Raw genomic sequence first — 21,725 nt, 5'->3', positions numbered from 1 at the left:
GGCGCCCTCAGTAGTGGTACGGCTCGTTCGCGAGGATCTTGTGCCCGCGGTAGATCTGCTCCAGCAGGACGACGCGCGCGAGCTGATGCGGGAGCGTCAGCGCGCCGAGCGACAGTCTGTGGTCGGCGTCGATCTGGAGCCCGTACGGGCCGCCGACGACGAAGCAGAGGTCCCTGCCGCTCTGGCGCCGCTCCTCCAGGAAGCGGCTGAAGGAGACGGAGTCGTAGGCCCTGCCGCCGATGTCGAGCAGCGAGACGTACGCCCGCTCCGGGATGCGTCTTGCGACCTGCTCGTCCTCGCGCACCTCCACCAGCTCCACGCGCGCATGGCGCGCGAGCAGCTTCTGGTAGTGCTGGACGTCGTCGGCGAAGGGGGGCCGCAATTTGCCGACGGCCAGAACGGTGATCCGCACGACTGCGATACTAGGCCCCATGGACGACGACCGAGAGCGCCACATCAACATCCACTTCTCGCCGGAGATCATGGCGGGGGTGTATTCCAACTTCGCGAATGTGAGCCACTCCGAGTACGAGTTCACGATCACGTTCGCGCGCGTCGACCACGAGGTCGACGAGGACGAGATCCCCGGCGTGGTCGTCTCGCGCGTCAACCTCTCCCCCCGTTTCATGCGCGAGCTGATCGACGCGATGGAGGACAACTACTCGAAGTGGCAGACGAGCGAGGGCATCAAGAACCTGCCCGAGTTCGGCGGGCCGGACGACCCGCGCGGCGAGCGCTGAGCGCCGCGCGCACGGTCCCCCGCACCAGCTTTCTCCGGATAGCACCAGCGCGCCCGACCGGCGCGCTGCGAGAGACTTGCCCTTCCCCCCATGCGCGTCGCCGTCGTCTCAGACATCCACGGCAACCGCCAGGCGCTCGAAGCCGTGCTCGACGCGGTGGAGGCCGCGGTCGCCGACGAGCTGTGGTGCCTCGGCGACCTCGTCGGCTACGGCGCCGACCCGAACGCCTGCGTCGAGCTGATCCGCCGCTTCGCGACCGTCTCGCTCGTCGGCAACCACGACCTCGCGGTGCGCGGCGCGATCCCGCTCGACGAGTTCTCGCGCGGTGCCGAGCTGGCCGCCCGCTGGACCCAGCAGGCGATCACGCCGGAGAACCTCGACTACCTCGCGACGCTCGAGCCGCAGAAGCTCGACGAGGCGGCCGCGCTCTACCACGCCAGCCCGCGCGACCCCGTGTGGGAGTACGTCCTCTCCCCGCTGCAGGCCGAGCTCTGCTTCGACGTGATGGCCCAGCGCGTCGCGCTCGTCGGGCACTCGCACGTCGCCTTGGCGTACACGCGCTCGCTCGGCGTCCCGGCGACCGGCGAGAAGCGTCCTGGCGGCACCGAGCTCGACGTCTCGCACGGCCAATGGCTGCTCAACCCCGGCAGCGTCGGCCAACCGCGCGACGGCGACCCGCGCGCGGCGTGGCTGATGCTCGACACCGACGCCTGGACGGCCGTCTGGCACCGGACCGAGTACGACGTCGCGGGCGCCGCGGCGGCGATCCGCGCGGCGCGCCTCCCCGACTCCCTCGCGGAGCGTCTGCCGCACGGTCAGTAGGATGGAGGGCCGATGCGCTTTGCCCTCAGCAGGTTCTCCAAAGCCATCGTGATCGGCGTGTTGGGCTGCGCCGCCGCAATCCTCGTCGCGTGCGGAGACAGCAACGGTCTCCTGCCCGGCGATCGCGCGAGCAGCCTCGACAGCGCCCTCGATGGCGTCTCCGCGGCGTGCGCGCGCGGTTCCGTCGACGACGCCGAGGCGGCCGTCGCGAGAGTCCAGCGCCAGGTCGACGGCCTCTCATCCGAAGACGTCGACCCGAGACTGATCCGCAACCTCCGCGACGGCGTCGGGACGATCGAGGAGCTGATCCCCGACTCCTGCGAGGAGGTCTCCACGACGGTCGAGACCCAGACCGAGGTCGTCACTCCGCCGGTCGACACGACGCCGCAGCAGGAGACGCCCCCGCAGACGACGTCGACGACGCCGAGCGACGGCGGCGGAACGACGACCACCCCGCCCGACACGGGCGGCGGCACGACGACGCCGCCCGACACCGGCGGCGGCACGACCCCGCCCGACAGCGGCGGCGGCGCGACCCCGCCGGACAGCGGCGGCGGCACCGCGCCCGGCAGCGACGTGCCCGACGTCAACCAGGGCACCCCCGGCGGCGCGCTCGCCCCGGGCCAGGGAGGCACCACGCCATGAGCACCGTGATCGCCGGCCGCTACGAGCTGGAGCGCCGCCTCGGCATCGGCGGCATGTCGACCGTCCAGCTGGCGCTCGACCGCCGCCTGGAGCGCCACGTCGCCGTCAAGCTGCTCGCCGAGCATCTCGCCGACGACCCTGCCTTCGTCTCGCGCTTCCGCCGCGAGGCGCTCGCCGCCGCGCGGCTCGTCCACCCGAACGTCGTGCAGGTCTTCGACTTCGGCTTCGACGAGGCGGCCCACCAGCACTTCATCGTGATGGAGTACGTCGCCGGGCGCTCGTGCGCCGAGCTGCTGAGGGACCGCGGCCACCTCGACGTCCAGGAGGCCGTCGACGTCCTCGTGCAGGCCTGCCGCGGCCTCGACTACGCCCACCGCAACGGCGTCGTCCACCGCGACGTCAAGCCCGGCAACCTGCTGCGCTCCGACGACGGCGTCGTCAAGCTCGCCGACTTCGGCATCGCGAAGGCGACCGAGCAGTCGAGCATCACGCAGGTCGGCTCGGTGCTCGGCACCGCCGCCTATCTCGCGCCCGAGCAGGCGCGCGGCGAGGAGGCCGGCCCGCGCGCCGACATCTACTCGCTCGGCGTCGTCGCCTACCAGCTGCTGTCGGGCCGTCTCCCCTACGAGGCGACGTCGCTGTCGGAGCTGGCGCTGAAGCAGCAGCGCGAGCTGCCGATGCGACTGGACGAGCTCGACCCGGCCGTCCCGCCGACGCTGGCGCAGGCGGTCGCGATGGCGCTGGCGCTCGAGCCGGGCGGCCGCCCGGCCGACGCGGCGACCTTCGAGCGGACGCTGCGCGACGGCGCCCGCGGGATCCCGCCGGTCGCCGACACCGACCAGACGGCACACCTCCCGGCCGGGACGGCCGCCACCCGCATCCTGCGCGGGAGCGCGGCCGCTGCGGCCGCGGGCGCGGCCGGCGCCGCGGCGGCGCGCGCCGCCGAGCGCGAGCCGACCGGCGCGACGCGCGCGCTGCCGCGCCGCCAGCCGCCGCAGCAGGTCCCGGCCCGCCGCAGAGCGGCGCCTGCCCCGGCGGCCCCGGGCGCCTCCGCCCGTCAAGGCCGCGGCGGCGCGCCGGCGAAGGCCGCCAAGAGCGGCGGCCGCGCCGCCCGCCGCTTCCTCGCGCTGCTGCTCGTCTTCCTGCTCATCGGCGCCGGCACCGCCGTCGCGATCGTCGCCACCGGCAACCGCGATCAGGCCGTCCAGCTGCGCAGAGTCGTCTCCGACAACGCGAGAGACGCGATCCAGCAGGTCAAGGACCTCGTCAACGACAACAGCAAGTAGGCGGAGCGCCTACGCCGCGGCCGTGGCGAGCGCGCCCGGCGCGGCGCCGGCGCGGATCGCCGCGGCGACCTGCGGCAGCGTCCCGGTCGCGATCGCGCCGCGCAGGTCGGCCATCAGCCGGGCGATGAACGCGAGGTTGTGGAGCGTGACGAGCCGCAGCGCCGTCAGCTCGTGGGCGCCGAACAGGTAGTGGAGGTAGGCGCGCGTGAAGCCCTGGCTGCACGCCGGGCACGGGCAGTCCTCCATGATCGGCTCCTTCGCCTGCTTCATGCGGCCCTTCGTCAGGTCGATCCGCCACCGTCTGGAGGGGTCGGGGACGAGCGCCATCCCGTGGCGGCCGATCCGCGTCGGCATCGCGCAGTCGAAGGTGTCGATACCGAGCTCGACGCCGCGGACGAGGTCGTCGACCTCGCCGATGCCGAGCAGGTGGCGGGGCTTGTCGGGCGCGACCCGCTCCAGCTCGTCAGTCGCCCAGTCGACGACCTCGTACATCTGCGGCTTGTCGGCGCCGAGCGAGCCGCCGATCGCGACGCCGGGCGCGCGCGTCTGCGCGACGTGGCGGGTCGCGGCGCGGCGCAGGTCCTCGTAGACGCCGCCCTGCGAGATCGAGTACAGCGCCTGGCCGACGGGCTGGTGCTCGTCGTGCCACGCGATGCAGCGGTCGAGCCAGCGATGGGTCCGCTCGGTCGAGCGCTCGGTGTACTCGCGCGTGACGTGGAAGGGCGTGCACTCGTCGAACGCGAGCGCGATGTCGGAGCCGAGCGCCGCCTGCACCTCCATCGAGGTCTCCGGCGCCATGAACCGCTCGCCGCCGTCGATGTAGGAGCGGAAGCGGACCCCCTCCTCCTCGATCCCAAGGATCGCCCCGGCGCGATCGGAGCCGCTCGGCGCGCGGCCCTTGATCTCGTCGGCGACCGTCCCGTGGCCCATCGAGAAGACCTGGAAGCCGCCGGAGTCGGTGATGATCGGCTCCTCCCAGCGCATGAACTCGTGGAGGCCGCCCTGGTCCTTGACGAGCTCGTGGCCGGGCGCGAGGAAGAGGTGGAAGGTGTTGCCGAGCACCATGTCGTAGCCGAGCGCGCGCACCTCGCGCGGCTCGAGGCCCTTGATCGTGCCCTTCGTCGCGAGCGGGACGAAGGCCGGCGTGCGCACCTGTCCGTGCGCGAGGTTGAGGACGCCCGTGCGCGCGCGCGAGCCGGGGTCGCGATGCTGGATCTCGAGAAGCGGAGCCATCCCGCTGGACCCTAGAGGATCGCCCGCCCCGCCGACCCGAGCCGCGCCCGGCGATCGCGCGATCCCCGCAGCCCCGCGCCGCGCCCACCGCGCCACCGCTCTTCCTCGCGCCGAACGCGAACGAGCCCGTGGCGGGGACCACGGGCTCGTTTGCGGTAGGTGGCCTTTGACAGAACGGGCGCGATCCGGTCGCTCTGCTCTGACCCGGACGCGCCCGGCCGTCGGCCGGCCCGGCCGACGATCGACGCGGCACCAGAACTGCCCAGCGGTGCCACGTTGGAACGAAAACCAGCCTACTACAACCCTCGATCAGAACAAAAGCGTTTAACCAGTCACGAGACGACAGGTTCGCCCATTGACTGGCCGGTCGGACGAGACATCCGTGTCTCATGTCACCACACGAACGGCAGCCATTGCAACCCCCCGTGCCGTTCTGCACGGGACGACGCGCCCGGGAGCGCACAGCGCCTCGGCGAACGCCGAGCCGCTCGGGCGCGGGCGGCGCGCGGGCTGGAAACGCACCCGCACGCCTCCCGCCCGATGTCGCGACTACGCAGCGTCGCCGGCGGCCGACTGCCCGCCCGTCGTCTCCTTGCCCTCGATCGCGGGCTGGGCGCCCGTGGCGATCGAGATGCGGCGCGGCTGGCTGGCGACCGGCTTGGGCACCCGCACCTCGAGGACGCCGCGGTCGAAGCTGGCGCTGATCGCGTCGGCGTCGACGCCCTCCGGCAGCGTCAGCGAGCGCGAGAAGGCGCCGTAGGAGCGCTCGATGCGGTGGTACCCCCCACGCTCGGTCTCGACCGCGCTCTTGCGCTCGCCCGAGAGGGTCAGCGTGCGGTCGTCGAGCTCGATCTTGAGGTCCTCCTCATGGACCCCCGGAAGGTCGGCCCGCAGCACGTAGTGGTCGCCGGTCTCGACCAGGTCCATCGCCGGGATCCAGCGGCGCGGCGCGCGCTCGCCGCGCGCCGGAGCGTCGAAGAAGCTGTCGAAGAGGCGGTTGACCTCGTTCTGGATGGAGTTGATCTCACGGATCGGCTCCCAGCGGACAAGTGCCATGTCGTTCCTCCTTCCCGCATCGGGGATCTGATGTTGTCCTCGTAGCAAATCTAAGCCTATCAACATCAGATTTCAACCCCTGTTCGCGCACGCCGACCTCTCGCCCCGTCCGCGCGGGTGAAGGCGCCCGGCCGAACCGCTGCGTCGGCGGGAGGTGATGCGCGCGTCGGCGCGGCGGACTACCGCGAGGAGGTGGGCTGGGCCGCGAGCACGCGCGTCCAGAGGCTGCCGAGCTGCTCCAGCTCCTGCTCGCTGAAATGCGCGAGGAAGCGCCTGCGGATGCCCTCGTGATGGGTCGGGCGAGCCTCGTCCAGAAGCTCCAGCCCTGCAGGCGTGATGACGGCGAACGAGCCGCGCGCGTCGTTGGCGCAGGCGGCGCGTTCCAGCAGTCCGTCGCGCTCCAGGCGGTCGACGAGGCGGCTCATGCCGCTGCGCGACAGCAGCACCGAGTCGGCGAGGTCGCACATCCGCATCCTGCGCTCGGGCGCGTCGGCGAGCTGGATCAGCACCTCGTAGGAGGTGAGCGGCAGGCGGTGGGCCGACTCCAGCTCCGCGTCGAGCGCCTTCATCAGCGACGCGTGGACGCGCAGCAGGCCCTTCCAGGCGGCCAGCTCGTCGGGACAGAGCGGAGGCGCCGCCTCCGGCTCGGTCGATGTCACGTCGGTCGTCGCCATTGTCTCCAAACGGTGAAACTCGCCGCTCGTTCGCGACGATAGCAGCGTCAGGCGACACGTCGGGTCAGTGCTCGAGCGCCGCGAGGCGCCCTGGCGCACCGGCCGCCGCAGGCCCGCGCCGCGGCGGCTAGCGTCCCCGCTCGACCTCCCTGCGCAGCCGCTCGTTGGCCTTCTCCAACTGGTCGAGCGTCGACTTGCCGACCGACGGGGCACCGACCAACCGGTTGATGCGCGCGTTGATCTCGCGATGGTCCTCTCTCCCCCGCCGGGCCAGCGTCGCGACCAGCTTGCTGCGCTCCTCGCGCAGCCGCTCGCGCCGCTGGTAGGCCGACTCCGGGTCGTCGGCCGCGCTCGGCAGCTCGACCTCGGTCGGCTGCGCCTTGACCGTCTCGGCGATCCCGCCGCCGAAGGCCATGAACGCCGCCGACGGTCTCGCCTTCGCCGGCTCGGGATCGGCGAACAGCATCATGTTCTCGCCGATCGCGATCTGCTCGTCCGGGCGGGCGTCCGAGTAGAGCGCCTCGTAGACGCCGGGCTCGCTTCTACGCCGCTCGGGCGGCTCGTCGAGCTGGCCCTCCTCCAGGCCCGGCTTGAACTCGATCGCGTGGTTGCGCTCCTCCTCGATCCGCGAGGCGAGCGTCTTGAGCAATATGTCCGACGGCAGGAACAGGTAGCTCATCTGTCTCGTCGGTCTCGGCGAGCGGCGGATGAAGCGGCCGACGACCTGGCGGAAGAACAGCTCGGTGCGGGCGGTCGTCGCGTAGACCCCGACGCGCAGGCGCGGGATGTCGACGCCCTCGGAGACCATCAGCACGGAGACGATCCAGCGGCTCGTGCCGGCGGCGTAGCGGGCGATCCGCTGGGAGGCGTCGGCCTCGTCGGAGGTGACGATCATCGGCGCCTCGCCGGAGATCTTCTCCAGCTGGCCCGCGAGCTGGATCGCGTGCTGCTTGTCGATCGCGATCACGAGGCCGCCGGCGTCGGGATGGTCGCCGGCGCGGATCTCGCCGAGCTTCGCGTCGGCGTCGACGAGCACGCGCCGGATCCAGTCGCCCTCGCCGTCGAGCGCCGTCCGCAGCCGCCGCGCGTCCTCGTTGCGCGGCAGCACGATCGAGAAGTCGGCGCGCCGACGGCGGCCGTCGCTCTGCCACTCCATGTCGCCGTCGTAGGGCAGGAAGGTGATCGGCCGGCAGACGCCGTCCATCAGCGCCTGCGTGTACGAGTAGGCGTAGCTGGCGCTGGAGACGCCGTCGGCGTCGTACTCGACCCAGGGGATCGGCGAGTTGTCGGAGCGGAACGGCGTGCCCGACAGCAGCAGCCGCTTGTGGGCCTTCGCGAAGGCGTCCATCGCGGTCGCGCCCCAGGCGGCGTGCTCGCCCATGTGGTGGGGCTCGTCGGCGATCAGCAGCGTGCGGCGGGCGTTGCACGCCTGCCGGTGCGGCCTCGCGCCGGCCGCGACCGCCTGGTAGGTGACGACGACGCCGTCGCGGTCGCTCGGCTCAGGGCCCTCGCTGTTGGGGCGGTTGGGCTCGAGGTCGATCCCGTAGCGGGCGGCGTCGGAGGCCCACTGGCGGCAGATGTGCGCGGTCGGCGCGAGGATCGCGACCCGCTGCACCTCGCCGCGATCGAGCATCTCGTACGCGACGCGCAGCCCGAAGGTCGTCTTGCCGGCGGCCGGCGTCGCGGAGGCGAGGAAGGCCTCCCCGTCGTGGGTCGCGAGCGCCTCGATCGCCTTCTGCTGCCAATCGCGCAGGGGCCGGGCCTCCGGCCAGGGCGGGAGCGGTCGGCGACGCTTGAACGCCATCGTCACGTCGGCTGGGAGAACGAGCCCCCAGGGCGAGTTCTCCCGACGGGATCCGAGCCTCCAGGCGAGGATCCCGCGATCAGCGAGGTGCCCGTCATCTGCTCGGGCTTCTCGACGCCGAGCAGGTTCAGCAGGGTCGGCGCGACGTCCGCGAGGATCCCGCCGTCGCGCAGGTCGACGCCGGGGACCGTGACGATCACCGGGACCGGGTTGAGCGAGTGGGCGGTGTTCGGGCTGCCGTCGGGCTCGAGCATGTGGTCGGCGTTGCCGTGGTCGGCGGTGATCAGCACGACGCCGCCGCTCTCGTGGACGGCGCGCACGACCTCGCCGAGGCATTCGTCGACCGTCTCGACCGCCTTCGTCGCGGCCGGGATGTCGCCGGTGTGGCCGACCATGTCGGCGTTGGCGAAGTTGATGATCCCGAAGCGCGGCTCGTCCTCCCGCCAGGCGTCGACGAACAGCCTCGCCGCCTCGCGCGCGCTCATCTCGGGCTTGTGGTCGTAGGTCGGCACGTCGCGCGGCGAGGGCGCCAGCTCGCGCCGCTCGCCGTCGTACGGGTGCTCCTCGCCGCCGTTGAAGAAGTAGGTGACGTGCGGGTACTTCTCCGTCTCCGCGACGTGCAGCTGGGTCGCGCCGGCCTGCGCGAGCGTGCTCGCCAGCGTGACCGTCGGGCGGGCCGGCGGGAAGGCGACCGGGTAGGACCAGTCCTCGTTGTACTCGGTCATGCAGGTGTAGCGCGCGACCGGCGCGGCGCCTCTGCGGTCGACGTCGCCGAACGCCGGGTCGGCGAGGGCGAGCGTGATCTCGCGCATGCGGTCGGGACGGAAGTTGATCCCGATCACCGAGTCCTGCTCGGGGCGGATCCGCGCCTCTCCGCCGACGGTCGTGGCGGTCACGAACTCGTCGGTCTCCTCGCGCGCGTAGGCGGCCTCGACCGCGGCCGGGCCGCTGTCGGCGTGGTGCTGGCCGATCCCGTGGACGAGCAGGTCGTACGCCTGCTGGACGCGGTCCCAGCGCTTGTCGCGGTCCATCGCGAAGTAGCGGCCGATGACGGAGCCGATCCGGCCCGCGCCGGCGGCCGCCATCCACCCCTCGACCTCTCTGAGGTACCCGGCGCCGGCCTTCGGCAGCGTGTCGCGGCCGTCGGTGAAGGCGTGGACGACGAGGTCGGAGACGCCGAGCGACGCCCCCAGCTCGATCAGCGCCTTCAGGTGTCTCATCGACGAGTGGACGCCGCCCTCGGAGACGAGCCCGATCAGGTGGACCCGTCTCCCCTCCGCGGCGCCAGCCTCGAAGGCGGCGCGCAGCACCTCGCTCTGGGCGAGCGTGCCCTCCTCGGCCGCCTCGTCGATGCGGGTCAGGTCCTGCTTCACGATCGTGCCGGCGCCCAGGTTGAGGTGGCCGACCTCGGAGTTCCCCATCTGCCCCTCGGGGAGGCCGACGGCCTTGCCCTTCGCGGTCAGCTGGGTCGTCGGGTAGTCGGCCCACAGCTCGTCGAAGACCGGCGTCTCGGCGAGCGAGACGGCGTTGCCCGGACCGGGCGGGGCGATCCCCCACCCGTCGAGCACGACGAGCGCCGCCCGCGGGGCGGGCAGTCTCCGGGCGCCGCGCGGGAGCGTCATGCCGACGCGGCCTCCACGATCGCGGCGAACGCCTCCGGGTCGAGGCTGGCGCCGCCGACGAGGCCGCCGTCGACGTCGGGCAGCGCGAGCAGCTCGGCGGCGTTCTCAGGCTTCATCGAGCCGCCGTAGAGGATGCGGACGCGGTCGGCCGCCTCCTGCGAGCGCTGCCCCACGAGCGCGCGCACGAAGGCGCACGCCTCCTGCGCCTGCTCGGGCGTGGCGGTCAGACCGGTGCCGATCGCCCAGATCGGCTCGTAGGCGATCACGACGTCGGCGAGCCGGTCGTCGGCGACCTTCGCGAGCCCCTCCTGGATCTGGTGGCGGAGCTTGCGCTCGGTGTCGCCTCTCTCGCGCTCGGCCTCGGTCTCGCCGACGCAGAGGATCGGCTCCAGGCCGGCCTCCAGCGCCTGCGGCACGGCCAGCGCCAGCGACTTGTCGGTCTCGCCGAACAGCTCGCGCCGCTCCGAGTGGCCGAGGATCGTGCCCTGGACCTCGAGCTCGCTCAGCATCGCCGCCGAGACCTCGCCGGTGAAGGCGCCCTGGTCGGCGTGGTGCATGTTCTGCGCGTAGACGCGCACCGCCGAGCCGCGCGCCGAGTCGACCATCGCCTGCAGCGAGGTGAACGGCGGACAGATCCCGATGTCGATCCCATCGGCGGAGAAGACGCGCGGCAGCAGCGCCTGGATGAACTCCTCGGCCTCCGCGATCGTCTTGTGCATCTTCCAGTTGCCCGCGATCAGCGGGGTCCGCGAACCGGTCAAGAGAGCGCCTCCACTCCGGGCAGCTTCTTGCCTTCGAGCAGCTCCAGCGACGCGCCCCCGCCCGTTGAGAGGTGCGTCACGCCTTCGGCCAGCCCGAACTGCTGGATCGCCGCGGCGGAGTCCCCGCCGCCGACGACCGTCGTCCCCGGGGCGTCGGCGACCGCCTCGGCGACCGCGCGCGTCCCAGCCGCGAACGGCTCCAGCTCGAAGGCGCCCATCGGCCCGTTCCAGAAGACGGTGCCCGCGCCGGCGATCGCCTCGGCGTAGCGCTGCGCGGTCTTCGGCCCGACGTCGAGCCCCATCCAGCCGTCGGGGACGTCGATCCCGTCGAGCGTTCTGCGCTCGGCCTCGGCCGCGAAGCGGTCGGCGACGACGAGGTCGCTCGGCAGCTCCAGCTGCGCGCGGCCGTCCGTGCCCGCCTGCGCGAGCGCGTCGCGCGCCGGCGCGATCCCCTCCTCCTCGCACAGCGAGGAGCCGACCCCGTGGCCCTGGGCCTTGAAGAACGGGAAGCACATCGCGCCGCCGATCAGGATCGTGTCGGCGACCTGCAGGAAGCGGTCGATGACGGCGATCTTGTCGGTCACCTTCGCGCCGCCGACGACGGCGACGAGCGGCTTCGCCGGGTCCTCGATGATCGCCGTGAGCGTCTTCACCTCGCGCTCCAGCAGCCGCCCGGCGGCGTGCGGGAGCTTGTGCGCGACGCCCTCGGTCGAGGCATGCGCGCGGTGGGCGGCGCCGAAGGCGTCGTTGACGTACGCGTCGGCGAGCGCGGCGAGCTGACCGGCGAGATCCGGGTCGTTCTTCGTCTCGCCCGGCTCGTAGCGGACGTTCTCCAGCAGCAGCACGTCGCCCGGCTGGAGTCTGTTCGCGAGCGCCGTCACCTGGTCGCCGACGACCCCCGGAGCGAGCTGGACCTCACGGCCCAGCAGCTCCGACAGGCGACCGGCGACCGGCCGGAGCGAGAACTCCGGCTCGCGGTCCTGCGGACGGCCCAGGTGCGAGACGAGCACCAGCGACGCGCCCTGCCCGAGCAGCTCGGTGAGCGTCGGCAGGGCGGCGCGGATGCGGGTGTCGTCGGCGACCTCGCCGTCCTTCAGCGGGACGTTGAAGTCGACCCGGACGAGGACCCGCTTGCCGTCGACGCTCAGGTCGTCGAGGGTCTTCACAGCAGGCGCTGGACGACGTCGACCACGCGGTTGGAGTAGCCCCACTCGTTGTCGTACCAGGCGACGACCTTCAGCAGCGTGCCGTCGAGCACCGAGGTCAGCTGCCCGTCGACGATCGACGAGTGCGGGTCCTTGACGATGTCGCTCGAGACGATCGGATCCTCGGTGTAGGCGAGGATGCCCTTCAGCGGGCCGCTCTCGGCCGCCGCCTTGAGGGCCGCGTTGGCCTCCTCCGGCGTCGTCTCGCGCTTCGTCACGACGGTCAGGTCGACGACCGAGCCGGTCGGGACGGGGGCGCGCACCGCGAAGCCGTTCAGCTTGCCGTTCAGCTCCGGGATCACGAGGCCGATCGCCTTGGCGGCGCCGGTCGAGGCCGGGATCAGGTTGACGGCGGCGGCGCGAGCGCGGCGGAGATCCTTGTGCGGCAGGTCCTGGAGGCGCTGATCGGCCGTGTAGGCGTGGATCGTCGTCATCAGGCCGTGCTCGATGCCGATCGCGTCGTGGAGCACCTTGGCGACCGGCGCGAGGCAGTTCGTCGTGCAGGACGCGTTGGAGACGACGTCGTGCTTGTCCTTGTCGTAGACCTCGTCGAAGTTGACGCCGAGGGCGACGGTCGCGTCGGGCTCGGTCGCCGGCGCGGAGATCAGGACCTTCTTCGCGCCGCCGGCGAGGTGCTTGGCGGCGTCGGCTCTCTTGGTGAAGAGGCCGGTCGACTCGATCACGACGTCGACACCGAGCTCGCCCCACGGGAGGGCGCCCGGGTCGCGCTCGGCGAGCACCTTGACGACCTTGCCGTCGACCTCGATGCCGCCCTCGACCTCCTTGACCGTGCCCGGGAACGGGCCGAGGATCGAGTCGTACTTGAGGAGGTGGGCGAGCGTCTTGGTGTCCGTGAGGTCGTTGACCGCAACGAACTCGATGTCGGCGCCCTGCTCCTGGGCAGCCCGGAAGACGTTCCGGCCGATCCGGCCGAAGCCGTTGATCCCAACCCGAAGCGGCATGCGTGCGAGTCCTTCCGTTGGCAACAGAAATTGCAGAGAGGAGGCCGGGGCGATAGCTACCCGACGGGGCGCGAAGGGTATCAGCGGACCCCGCCGCGACCGGTCCTCCCGACGGCGTCGGCCAGCGCCGCGACGGCGGCGTCGATCGCGTGCTCGCCGACGTTGGCGTAGCCGACCAGCAGCGCCGGCGGCCCATGGCCGAGCCCCTGCAGCCCGACGCCGCGCTCGCGCGCCGCCGCGACCACCGCGCGCTCGTCGAGCCCCGGCGGCAGCCGCAGAACCGCGTGGAGGCCGGCCGCGGCGCCGCGCACCTCGACCTCCGGCAGCTCGCGCGCGAGCGCGGCCAGCAGCGCGGCGCGCTGGCGGCGGTAGCGGCGCCGCTCGCGCCGCAGATGGCGGTCGAGCTCGCCGCGCGCGATCAGGTCGGCGAGCGCGAGCTGGTCGAGCGGCGCCGGCGCGCCGCCGACCCGCCGCTGGATCCGCGTGACCGGCTCGACCAGCGCCGGCGGCAGCACCAGCCAGCCGAGCCGGACGGCCGGCGCGAGCGTCTTGCTGGCGGTGCCGCCGTAGACGACGACGTCGGGCGCCAGCCCCTGCAGCGAGCCGATCGGCTGGCGGTCGTAGCGGAACTCGGCGTCGTAGTCGTCCTCGACGATCAGCCCGCCGGTGCGCTGCGCCCACGCGACCACCGCGCTGCGCCGCTCGGGCGACAGCACGGCGCCCGTCGGGTACTGGTGCGCAGGCGACAGTCCGACCGCGTCGAGCGCGAGCGCGTCGAGCGCCCCGGCGCCCGCGGCACGTCGGTCGCCGACTCGGCCGCCGGCGCACGCGGCACGTCGGTCGCCGCCTCCGCCGCCGGCGCCCGCGTCGCGGCGGTCGCCGATTCGACCACCGCCACCCGCGCCGCGCCCGACCAGCGCGTCGACGACCGCGCCGTCGTCGTCGACCAGCAGCGGGACGGTCTCCAAACCGGCGGCGGCGGCCGTCTGGTGCCAGCCGCGCCAGCCGGGCCGCTCGAGCGCGACCCGCCGCGCGCCCTGCTCGGCGAGCGCCTCCCACAGCAGGCCGAGCCCCTGGCGGAAGCCGCCGGTGACGACGATCCGCTCGGGCTCGGCGCGGACGCCGCGGACGCGGCCGAGGTAGGCGGCGAGCGTCGTGCGCAGCTCCGGCGCGCCGGCCGGATGCGGATAGCCGAGCCGCGCGTCCGGGAGCGTCCGCACCGCCCGTCCGAGCGCCGCCAGCCATGCCCGCCGCGGGAAGCCGGCGAGCGCCGGCAGCGCCGGCCGCAGGTCGTGGCGCAGCGGCGGGTCGTCGTCGGTCGCGGGGATCGGAGCCGGCACAGCCCGCGCCGCGCCGTCCACGGCCGCGCCGCCGCCCGCCGCCGCGCCGCCCGCCACCGCGCCGCCGATCGCTGCGCCGCCTGCCGCCGCGCGGCCGGCCGCCGCCGCGCGACCGCCCGCCACCGCACCGCCGATCGCCGCACCGCCCGCCGCCGCCCCTTCCGCGACCGTCGTCCCGCCGCCGCGCCGCGTCACGAGGTACCCCTCGGCGGCGAGCTGCGCGTAGGCGTCGACGACGACGCCGCGCGAGACGCCGAGCTGGGCGGCGAGCGTGCGCGTCGCCGGCAGGCGCGTGCCGGCGGGCAGGCGTCCCGAGCGGACCGCCTCGCGCAGCGCGTGCTCGGCGCGGCGGCGGAGCGTGCCGCCGGGCGCGCCGTCGAGATCGAGCAGCAGATCCATTTGGCCCCACATTCTCGCGCATCTTTGGCCCTGGTTCAGCGGGCCAAGTCGGCCTACCGTGGTCGTCATGCCCGCAGCGCAACCGACCGCCCGCTCACGCGTCAGACGCATCCCGAAGCGGGGCCGCCACGACCGCGAGACGATCGACGCGATCCTCGACGAGTCGCTCGTCTCCCACGTCGGCTTCGCCGTCGACGGCCAGCCGTTCGTGATCCCGATGCTCCACGCGCGCCTCGGCGACCGCGTCTACCTGCACGGGTCGACGGCGAGCCGCCTCGTGCGCACGCTGGCCGCCGGCGTCCCGGCCTGCCTGACGACGACGCTCGTCGACGGGCTCGTGCTCGCCCGCTCGGCGATGCACCACTCGATGAACTACCGCTCGGTCGTCGTGCTCGGCGACGCGGTGCTCGTCGAGGGCCCCGACGAGCGCGCCGCCGCGCTGGAGGCGTTCACGGAGAAGCTGATCCCCGGCCGCTGGGCGGAGATCCGCACACCGAGCGCGCAGGAGCTGAAGGCGACGCGCGTGCTCGCGATGGAACTGCACGAGGCGACGGCGAAGGTCCGCAGCGGCGGCCCGGTCGATGACGAGGAGGACTACGCGCTCGACACATGGGCCGGCGTCGTCCCGCTGGCGCTGCGGGCCGGACCGCCCGTGCCCGACGAGCGGCTCGCCGACGGGATCGCCCCCTCCCCCGCCGTCGCCGGCTGGGCGGCCGAGCGGGGCCTCTAGGCACGCGCGGTCGGGCGCGGAGCCGGCCGCCGGCGCGGGCGCCGCTCCGCCACGGCTGCAGCCGCGTCCGCTGCGAGTCGCCGCCGCCGTGAGCCGGCCGCCGCCGCTACGGCTGCAGCCGCGTCCGCTGCCAGCCGCCGCCGATCGCGGGCGTGTAGGCGAAGCGGTCGTGGAGGCGGTTCTCGCGGCCCTGCCAGAACTCGATCTCGCGCGGCACGACGAGGTAGCCGCCCCAGTGCTCCGGGCGCGGCACGCGGCCGTGCCCGTAGCGCTCCTCCAGCTCCTGCCAACGCCGTTCGAGCTCGTCGCGCTCCGCTATCGGCCGGCTCTGCTCCGACGCCCAGGCGCCGACCTGGCTGCCGCGCGGACGGGTCGCGAAGTAGGCGTCGGACTCCTCGGCGGGCAGTCTCACGACGTCGCCGGCGATCCGCACCTGCCGCTCCAGCGGTATCCACAGGAAGACGAGCGCGGCGTGCGGGTTGGCGGCCAGCTCGCCGGCCTTGCGGCTCTCGTAGTTGGTGAAGAACTGGAAGCCGCGGTCGTCGACGCCCTTCAGCAGCACGGTGCGGGCGGAGGGACGGCCGGCGGCGTCGACGGTCGCGAGCGTCATCGCGTTGACCTGCGGCATGCCGGTCCGCGCCGCCTCGTCGAACCAGCGGCGGAACAGCTCGATCGGGTCGTCGAGCAGATCGGAGTCGTCGAGCGCGCGCGTCATCGGCGCATCGTCGCAGAGGCCGTCCGCGGGCGCCGAGCCGGCGCCCCAGCCGTCAGCGGCTCAGCGCGTCGGCCGCTCGACGTCGCGGTGGGTCAGCTCGACGAGGTAGTCGCCCTCCTCGCGGTACCGTCTCGCGAGCTGCTCGGCGATCGCGACCGAGCGATGGCGGCCGCCGGTGCAGCCGATCGCGACGGTGAGGTGGGACTTGCCCTCGGCGACGTACTGCGGCAGCAGGTAGTCGAGCAGCGGGAAGAGGTGCTCGTAGAAGGCGTCGAGCGCGCCGTCGCGGTTGACGTAGGCGGCGACGTCCGGGTCGCGACCGGTCAGCGGGCGCAGGTCGGCCTCGTAGTGCGGGTTGGGCAGGAAGCGGACGTCGAACATCAGGTCGGCGTCGCGCGCCGGCCCGTGCTTGAAGCCGAAGCTCTGGACCGTGACGGCGAGCCGCCCCGGCGTGCGCGTCGGCAGCAGCGCGTCGGCGAGCTTGCGCCGCAGCATCCCCGCGTTGAGCCCGGTCGTCTCGATCACGACGTCGGCCCGCTCCTTCACCGGCTCCAGCAGCTCGCGCTCGCGCGCGATGCCGTCGGCGACGCTGCCGCCCGGCGCGAGCGGATGGCGGCGGCGCGTCTCCTGGTAGCGGGTCAGCAGCGTCTGCTCGTCGGCTTCGAGGAACAGCAGTCTGTAGGCGACGCCGGCCCGCTCCAGCTCGCCGAGCACCGCGACGAGGCCGGCGAAGTAGCTGCCGCCGCGGGCGTCGGAGACGACGGCGGCGCGCTCGACCTTCGAGCCCTCGTGCATGAACAGCTCGGCGAGCGAGCGGATCATCTCCGGCGGCAGGTTGTCGACGCAGAAGTAGCCCTCGTCCTCGAAGGCCGCCATGGCGGTCGACTTGCCGGCACCGGAGAAGCCGGTGATGACGACGAGGTCGTTCAGCGCGGGGCTGCGGGAATCCGCATGCTCGGGCGCGGCCGCCAGGCGACGTCCGCCCCGACGCAGACGATCCCCGAGCCGGTTCGGCCGGGAGGCGCTCATGACCCCATGATGCCTGTTCCGGCCGACGGGGGCGTGAACGTCCCGTTGATGTCGTCTCCGAACCCCATGTCAGTGGCCGGTCTTGTTGATCTGCAGGTAGAGGTCGCGGGCGACCTTGCCGGGCAGCCCGGGGACCGCCTCGAGCTCCTCTCGCGTGGCGGCGAGGAAGGCCTCCGGCGAGCCGAAGTGCTTCAGCAGCGCCCGCTTGCGCGCCGGCCCGACGCCGGGCAGCGTGTCGAGCACCGAGACCGTCATCGCTCTGTCGCGGCGGACGCGGTGATGTGTGATCGCGAAGCGGTGGGCCTCGTCGCGGATCCGCTGGAGCAGCTGCAGCTCGGGCGTGTCGTGCGGCAGCACGATCGGGGTCGATCTGCCGGGCAGGAAGACCTCCTCGATTCTCTTCGCCAGCGAGACGATCGCGACGCCGCGGCGGCGGAAGCCCTCGAGCGCGCGCATGCCGGCCGACAGCTGCCCCTTGCCGCCGTCGATCACGACGACGTTCGGCAGCGACGCGAAGCTGGAGTCGTAGCCCTCGTCGTGCGGAGAGCGGTCGTGCTGGCGCTCGTACTGGCCGAGGCGGCGCGTCAGCACCTCCTCCATCGAGGCGAAGTCGTCCGGCACGCCCTCGGTCCCTTCGCGCAGGGTGAAGCGGCGGTAGTCGGACTTCTTGGCGGCGCCGGCCTCGAAGACGACCATCGACGCGACCGTGTGGGTGCCGCCGACGTGCGAGATGTCGAAGCACTCGATCCGCAGCGGGATCGTGTCGAGGCCGAGCACCTTCTGGAGCCCTTCGAGCGCGTCGACCCGCTGCTGGCGTCTGCGCTCGGAGCGCAGTCTCTCCTGGTCGAGCGCGAGCTTCGCGTTGCGCTCGGCCAGCTCGAGTATCCGCTTCTTGTCGCCGCGCTCGGCGGCGCGCAGCTCGACCGGCCCGCCGCGCCGCTCGGCGAGCGCCGCGGCGATCGCGGACGCGGACTCGCCGACCTCTCTCTGCACGACGAGCAGCGGCGGGATCATCAGCGCGCTGCCGTAGTACTGGAGGACGAACGCCTCGGCGACGGCGGCGACGTCGTCGCCCGCCTCGTTCTCGAGATAGAAGCCCTGGCGGTCGGAGAGGACGCCGTCGCGGACCTGGAAGACCTGCGCGTTGGCGTCGTGGCCCTCGACGGCGATCGCGATCGCGTCGAGCGTCCCGACCGAGGCGTTGGTGACCCGCTGGCGCTCCAGCAGCGAGCGGATCGCTCTGAGGCGGTTGCGCTCGCGCGCGGCGTCCTCGAACCGCTGCTCGGCGGCGGCCTCGCGCATGTTCGCCTCGATCGCCGACTCGATCGCGTTGTAGCGGCCGGAGAGGAAGTCGATCACGCCGTCGATCGCGACGCGGTACTCGTCTCTGGTGACGTAGCCGACGCAGGGCGCCTCGCAGCGCTTGATGTAGTAGTCGAGGCAGGGCGAGCCGCTGCGCCGGCCGGGGGTCGGCCCGTCGCAGGTCCGGAACATGAAGATCTTGCCGAGCAGGTCGAGTGTCTCCCGCACCCGCTTCGCGTTCGAGTACGGCCCGAAGTAGGCGCGCTCGCGGCGATGGCGCTCCCGCGTGAAGTAGACGCGCGGGTAGTCCTCGTCGAGCGAGATGCCGATGTACGGATACGACTTGTCGTCGCGCAGGCGGATGTTGAAGCGCGGCTTGTACTGCTTGATGAAGTTCTGCTCCGCCAGCAGCGCCTCCGCCTCGGTCGCGACGACCAGCGACTCGATCCGGTCGATCATCGGCAGCAGGTCGCGCCCGGCCTGCGTGCTCGGGTTGGAGAAGTGCGACGCGACCCGCTTCTTGATCGACTTCGCCTTGCCGACGTAGATGACGGTCCCCTTCGCGTTGCGGAAGAGGTAGACGCCGGGCTGGTCGGGCAGCGCCCGCCGCTGCTCTCTCAGCCGCTCGTCACGCGCTCTCGCCGCCTGCGCGGCGCTCTCCCGCGCCTGCGGGTCGTCCCATCCGTTTCCGTTGCTGCTGCCGTCGGCCATGCCTCCCGTCGAGGATAGGTGAGGCCGGGCCGCCGGCTCGCGCGACGCGGCGGGCCGTGCGAAGCGGCGGGCCCGTGCGAAGCGGCGGGCCCGTGCCGCGGCGGCGCGTCCGGGTGGGATCGCGGCGGGAAGGCCGCCCTCATCTCACGAGCCGCACCTCCAGGCCGGCGGCGAGGCCGGCCGTGTCGCCCGCGCCCCGCAGCAGGCCGAGGATCCGCGCCACGTACGCCTGCGTCTCCGGGTACGGCGGGATGCAGCCGCAGCCGGAGACCGCGCCGGGTCCCGCGTTGTACGCGGCGAGCGCGAGCGGGACGGTGCCGAACTGCCGCAGCAGGTCGCGCATCATCCGCCCCTGCGCGTCGATCGCGGCCGGCGCGTCGAACGGGTCGCTCAAGCCGTACTGCCGCGCCGTCCCCGGCATGAACTGCGCGATCCCCTGCGCGCCGGCCGAGGAGACGGCGAAGGGGTTGAAGCCGCTCTCGGCGTACAGCTGCGCCGCCAGCAGCGCCGCCGAGACGTTCCACCGCTGCGCCGCTCTCGCGATCGCCGGCGCATAGGCGGCCGGCACGAACGACGGCATCGTCGAGCGCCCGTCTCCCCCGCCGCCGTAGCCGACCGAGGTCGTGCCGGCGTTGAGCGTGAAGCCGAAATGCCAAGGTTCCCAGCTGTAGCGCTTCACGAAATGGAAAGTGGGAGCGTTCGCCGCCAGCCAGGCGTAGGCGCTCGGCGGGCCGAGGTCGAGCTCGGTCCCGAGGCGGTGGAGCGACTTGCCGGGCGGCGCGACCCATCTCGGGTCGGGGTTGGCGGCGAACAGCCGCGCCTGCTCCGCGGTGCTGCGCCAGCCGCTGTTGACGATCAGCTGGATCCCGTCACGCGCCGCCGCTGCCGCCATCCGGTCGAAGGCCGCGGCGACGTCGGGTCGCATCGGCTTTCCTTGCCGATGAGCGAGCGGCCCGGCGTAGTCGCCCGGTCCCGCCTCGAGCGCGTCGGCCGCGGCGGTGGCGGCCAGCTCGGCCTCCGCGGTGGCGTCGACCGCGGCCGTCCGCCGCTGCCGACCGACCTCGACGACGGCCGGGTCGCGAACCGTGACCCGGATGCGCGTCGGCGCGAACGAGCCGCCGTCGGGGAAGGCGATCTCGATCGCCTCGGCGCCGTTCATGCGGGCCGTCTTCTCGGCCCGTGCCCGCGCCCGCGCGAGGTAGGTGGCGCGATCGAGGTGGGCCGGATTCGGTGCGCCGCCGAGCAGCGGCGGCGCGAACAGCCGCGCGTAGTCGGCCCGCATCGCCCGCGCGCCGCCGAGCGCGCCGAGGTCGGCGGCGCGCTGGTTGCTGCCGCGCTCGCCGATGCCGCGCGCGATCGCACCGATCACGACCGTCCCGATCAGCACTGCCGCGATCGCGCCCACGAGCAGCAGCAGCGCCTGCCCGCGTTCGTCCCCCAGCCGCACCGCGCGCCCGCGCTCGTCGGCGATCTGCAACGCGCACCCGCGGTTCACCCCCAGCCGCACCGCGCGCCCGCGCCGCCGCACGCCGGGCGGTGCCGGCGCGGAGCGGTCGAGGAGGCGGGCGGACATGCGCTCCACCCTCCCAGCGGCCGCTGTGCCGAAACCAGACGCATTCGCTGCGTCTCTGCGCAGCGACTGCTCAGACCGAGCGTCGGAGATGCCCGGCCGCTCGGCAGGGTGTGGTCGCCGCGCGGGTCAGCCGCGGGCGGCGGCGAGCGAGACGCGGCCGTAGGCGGCGAGCGTGCGCAGCACGGAGACGGTCAGCCAGCCGCGCCACTCCTGCTCGGCGGCGACGCTCTGGGTCGGCCACGAGACCGGCCAGCCGCCGTCCTCCTGCTGGCTCGCCGCGAGCGCGTCGAGGTGGCGGTCGATCGTCTCGTCCGAGAAGCCGCGCCGCCCGAGCGCGTCCGGTCTCGGCGCGAGCTGGAGCGGCGAGAAGACGTGGCCCTCGGCAGCCGGGTCGAGCGCGACGATCTCGCGGTCCGCGACCAGCTCGCTCAGGCGCGCGGCGGCGGTCTCGGCCCGCGCGCGGTCAGGGACGCCGTCGAGGAAGACGAACAGCGCGATCGCGTCGTAGCCGCCGAGCTCGTCGAGCGGCCCGTCGAGCGCCTTCCAGACGAACGCCGTCGCCGGCTCCAGCCACGGATGCTCGACGCCGTTGCGGTGCAGCAGCCCGGCGAGCGCGGCGGTCGGGTTGACCGACGCCGCCGGCTCGTCGCTCGTCTCCCACCACGGCGCGCGCGGCCACGCCCGCGCCGACGGGAGCATGAACGGGACGCCGCCCTCCGCCGTCGAGACCGAAAGCAGCCAGTCACAGGCGCGCGCGGCGATCGGGTCGTCGAGGGCGCCGAGCTCGTCGAGCACGTGGAAGGCCAGCTCGACCGGCTGCGGCTGGCTGACCGGCGCGCGCAGGTCGGGCTCGAGCGCGTTTCCGAAGCCGCCGTCGGCGTTCTGGTACGCACGCAGCGCCGCAATGACCGGCTCGTCGCCGGCGGATCCCGTCAGGGCGGCGAAGCGGTGGCGGTCGAGCAGCCGGGCGCTGCGCCAGACGAAGTCGGCGGCGGCGGTGAGGTCGATCGGCGAGGGCATCGTCCGATCTTCGCGGATCGCGTCCGGCGTGACTTGAACGTTTCGGACGTCATGGCCGAGCGCGCGCCAGCTCCAGCTCCGCGATCGCCCGTGCCG

The 21,725-nt window shown here is 73.4% G+C and carries 20 protein-coding genes; 5 read left to right on the top strand and 15 right to left on the bottom strand.

Annotated features, from left to right (window positions below):
* Positions 1–7: 7 nt before the first annotated feature.
* Positions 8–412, bottom strand: coding sequence for a 23S rRNA (pseudouridine(1915)-N(3))-methyltransferase RlmH (locus tag BDZ31_RS20460; RefSeq protein WP_183344614.1), 405 nt, complete (start codon positions 410–412; stop codon positions 8–10).
* Positions 413–431: 19 nt separating this feature from the next.
* On the opposite strand from BDZ31_RS20460, the gene BDZ31_RS20455 reads away from it, so the two are divergent.
* From BDZ31_RS20455 to BDZ31_RS20440, 4 genes are all read left to right on the top strand, one after another.
* A complete protein-coding gene (locus BDZ31_RS20455) occupies positions 432–740 on the top strand; it encodes a DUF3467 domain-containing protein (RefSeq protein WP_183344612.1) in 309 nt (102 codons plus the stop codon).
* Between the two features lie 90 nt (positions 741–830).
* Positions 831–1,562, top strand: coding sequence for a metallophosphoesterase family protein (locus tag BDZ31_RS20450; RefSeq protein WP_183344610.1), 732 nt, complete (start codon positions 831–833; stop codon positions 1,560–1,562).
* Between the two features lie 12 nt (positions 1,563–1,574).
* Positions 1,575–2,207, top strand: coding sequence for a hypothetical protein (locus tag BDZ31_RS20445; RefSeq protein ID WP_183344608.1), 633 nt, complete (start codon positions 1,575–1,577; stop codon positions 2,205–2,207).
* A complete protein-coding gene (locus BDZ31_RS20440) occupies positions 2,204–3,493 on the top strand; it encodes a protein kinase domain-containing protein (protein ID WP_183344606.1) in 1,290 nt (429 codons plus the stop codon). The genes BDZ31_RS20445 and BDZ31_RS20440 overlap by 4 nt, the downstream gene beginning before the upstream one ends.
* 9 nt (positions 3,494–3,502) lie before the next feature.
* On the opposite strand, the gene tgt is transcribed toward BDZ31_RS20440, so the two are convergent.
* The 9 genes from tgt to BDZ31_RS20395 all read right to left on the bottom strand — a co-directional run bounded on the left by tgt (position 3,503) and on the right by BDZ31_RS20395 (position 14,549).
* Positions 3,503–4,726: a tRNA guanosine(34) transglycosylase Tgt gene (gene tgt, locus BDZ31_RS20435; RefSeq protein ID WP_183344604.1), complete on the bottom strand. Its 1,224-nt coding sequence runs from the start codon at positions 4,724–4,726 to the stop codon at positions 3,503–3,505.
* 549 nt (positions 4,727–5,275) lie between these two features.
* Positions 5,276–5,782, bottom strand: a complete 507-nt coding sequence (locus tag BDZ31_RS20430; protein WP_183344602.1) for an Hsp20/alpha crystallin family protein — start codon at positions 5,780–5,782, stop codon at positions 5,276–5,278.
* 179 nt (positions 5,783–5,961) lie between these two features.
* Positions 5,962–6,441, bottom strand: a complete 480-nt coding sequence (locus BDZ31_RS20425) for a MarR family winged helix-turn-helix transcriptional regulator (RefSeq protein WP_343075647.1) — start codon at positions 6,439–6,441, stop codon at positions 5,962–5,964.
* Between the two features lie 142 nt (positions 6,442–6,583).
* Positions 6,584–8,260 carry a DEAD/DEAH box helicase gene (locus BDZ31_RS20420; protein ID WP_183344597.1) on the bottom strand — a complete coding sequence of 559 codons (1,677 nt, stop codon included), beginning with the start codon at positions 8,258–8,260 and terminating at the stop codon, positions 6,584–6,586.
* 2 nt (positions 8,261–8,262) lie between these two features.
* Positions 8,263–9,855, bottom strand: coding sequence for a 2,3-bisphosphoglycerate-independent phosphoglycerate mutase (gene gpmI, locus BDZ31_RS20415; RefSeq protein ID WP_425492748.1), 1,593 nt, complete (start codon positions 9,853–9,855; stop codon positions 8,263–8,265).
* 23 nt (positions 9,856–9,878) lie between these two features.
* Positions 9,879–10,643, bottom strand: a complete 765-nt coding sequence (gene tpiA / locus BDZ31_RS20410) for a triose-phosphate isomerase (protein ID WP_183344593.1) — start codon at positions 10,641–10,643, stop codon at positions 9,879–9,881.
* The gene (locus BDZ31_RS20405; protein ID WP_183344591.1) at positions 10,640–11,809 is read right to left on the bottom strand and encodes a phosphoglycerate kinase; all 1,170 of its coding nucleotides are present in this window, start codon (positions 11,807–11,809) and stop codon (positions 10,640–10,642) included. Before BDZ31_RS20405 ends, tpiA begins: the two co-directional genes overlap by 4 nt.
* Positions 11,806–12,810 (bottom strand): type I glyceraldehyde-3-phosphate dehydrogenase, encoded by a 1,005-nt coding sequence (gene gap / locus BDZ31_RS20400; RefSeq protein ID WP_183344589.1) that lies wholly within the window; start codon positions 12,808–12,810, stop codon positions 11,806–11,808. The genes BDZ31_RS20405 and gap overlap by 4 nt, the downstream gene beginning before the upstream one ends.
* 80 nt (positions 12,811–12,890) lie before the next feature.
* Positions 12,891–14,549 carry an aminotransferase-like domain-containing protein gene (locus BDZ31_RS20395; protein ID WP_221243212.1) on the bottom strand — a complete coding sequence of 553 codons (1,659 nt, stop codon included), beginning with the start codon at positions 14,547–14,549 and terminating at the stop codon, positions 12,891–12,893.
* A 67-nt stretch (positions 14,550–14,616) separates the two neighbouring features.
* On the opposite strand from BDZ31_RS20395, the gene BDZ31_RS20390 reads away from it, so the two are divergent.
* Complete coding sequence (locus BDZ31_RS20390; RefSeq protein ID WP_183344585.1) at positions 14,617–15,279, top strand: pyridoxamine 5'-phosphate oxidase family protein; 663 nt, start codon at positions 14,617–14,619, stop codon at positions 15,277–15,279.
* A gap of 106 nt (positions 15,280–15,385) precedes the next feature.
* On the opposite strand, the gene pdxH is transcribed toward BDZ31_RS20390, so the two are convergent.
* From pdxH to BDZ31_RS20365, 5 genes are all read right to left on the bottom strand, one after another.
* On the bottom strand, positions 15,386–15,994 hold the full coding sequence (gene pdxH, locus BDZ31_RS20385; RefSeq protein WP_183344583.1) for a pyridoxamine 5'-phosphate oxidase: 609 nt from the start codon (positions 15,992–15,994) through the stop codon (positions 15,386–15,388).
* A 60-nt stretch (positions 15,995–16,054) separates the two neighbouring features.
* On the bottom strand, positions 16,055–17,023 hold the full coding sequence (gene rapZ, locus BDZ31_RS20380; protein WP_183344581.1) for an RNase adapter RapZ: 969 nt from the start codon (positions 17,021–17,023) through the stop codon (positions 16,055–16,057).
* Positions 17,024–17,092: 69 nt separating this feature from the next.
* Positions 17,093–19,036 (bottom strand): excinuclease ABC subunit UvrC, encoded by a 1,944-nt coding sequence (gene uvrC / locus BDZ31_RS20375; protein WP_183344579.1) that lies wholly within the window; start codon positions 19,034–19,036, stop codon positions 17,093–17,095.
* Positions 19,037–19,175: 139 nt separating this feature from the next.
* The gene (locus BDZ31_RS20370) at positions 19,176–20,609 is read right to left on the bottom strand and encodes a transglycosylase SLT domain-containing protein (protein ID WP_183344577.1); all 1,434 of its coding nucleotides are present in this window, start codon (positions 20,607–20,609) and stop codon (positions 19,176–19,178) included.
* A 126-nt stretch (positions 20,610–20,735) separates the two neighbouring features.
* Positions 20,736–21,629: a hypothetical protein gene (locus BDZ31_RS20365; protein WP_183344575.1), complete on the bottom strand. Its 894-nt coding sequence runs from the start codon at positions 21,627–21,629 to the stop codon at positions 20,736–20,738.
* Positions 21,630–21,725: the final 96 nt, after the last annotated feature.

Origin of the sequence: Conexibacter arvalis (assembly GCF_014199525.1) — a bacterium.
Classification (GTDB): Bacteria; Actinomycetota; Thermoleophilia; order Solirubrobacterales; family Solirubrobacteraceae; genus Conexibacter; species Conexibacter arvalis.
The sequence above is the reverse complement of the archived record's forward strand: the minus strand, read 5'-3'. Positions and strand labels throughout refer to the sequence as shown.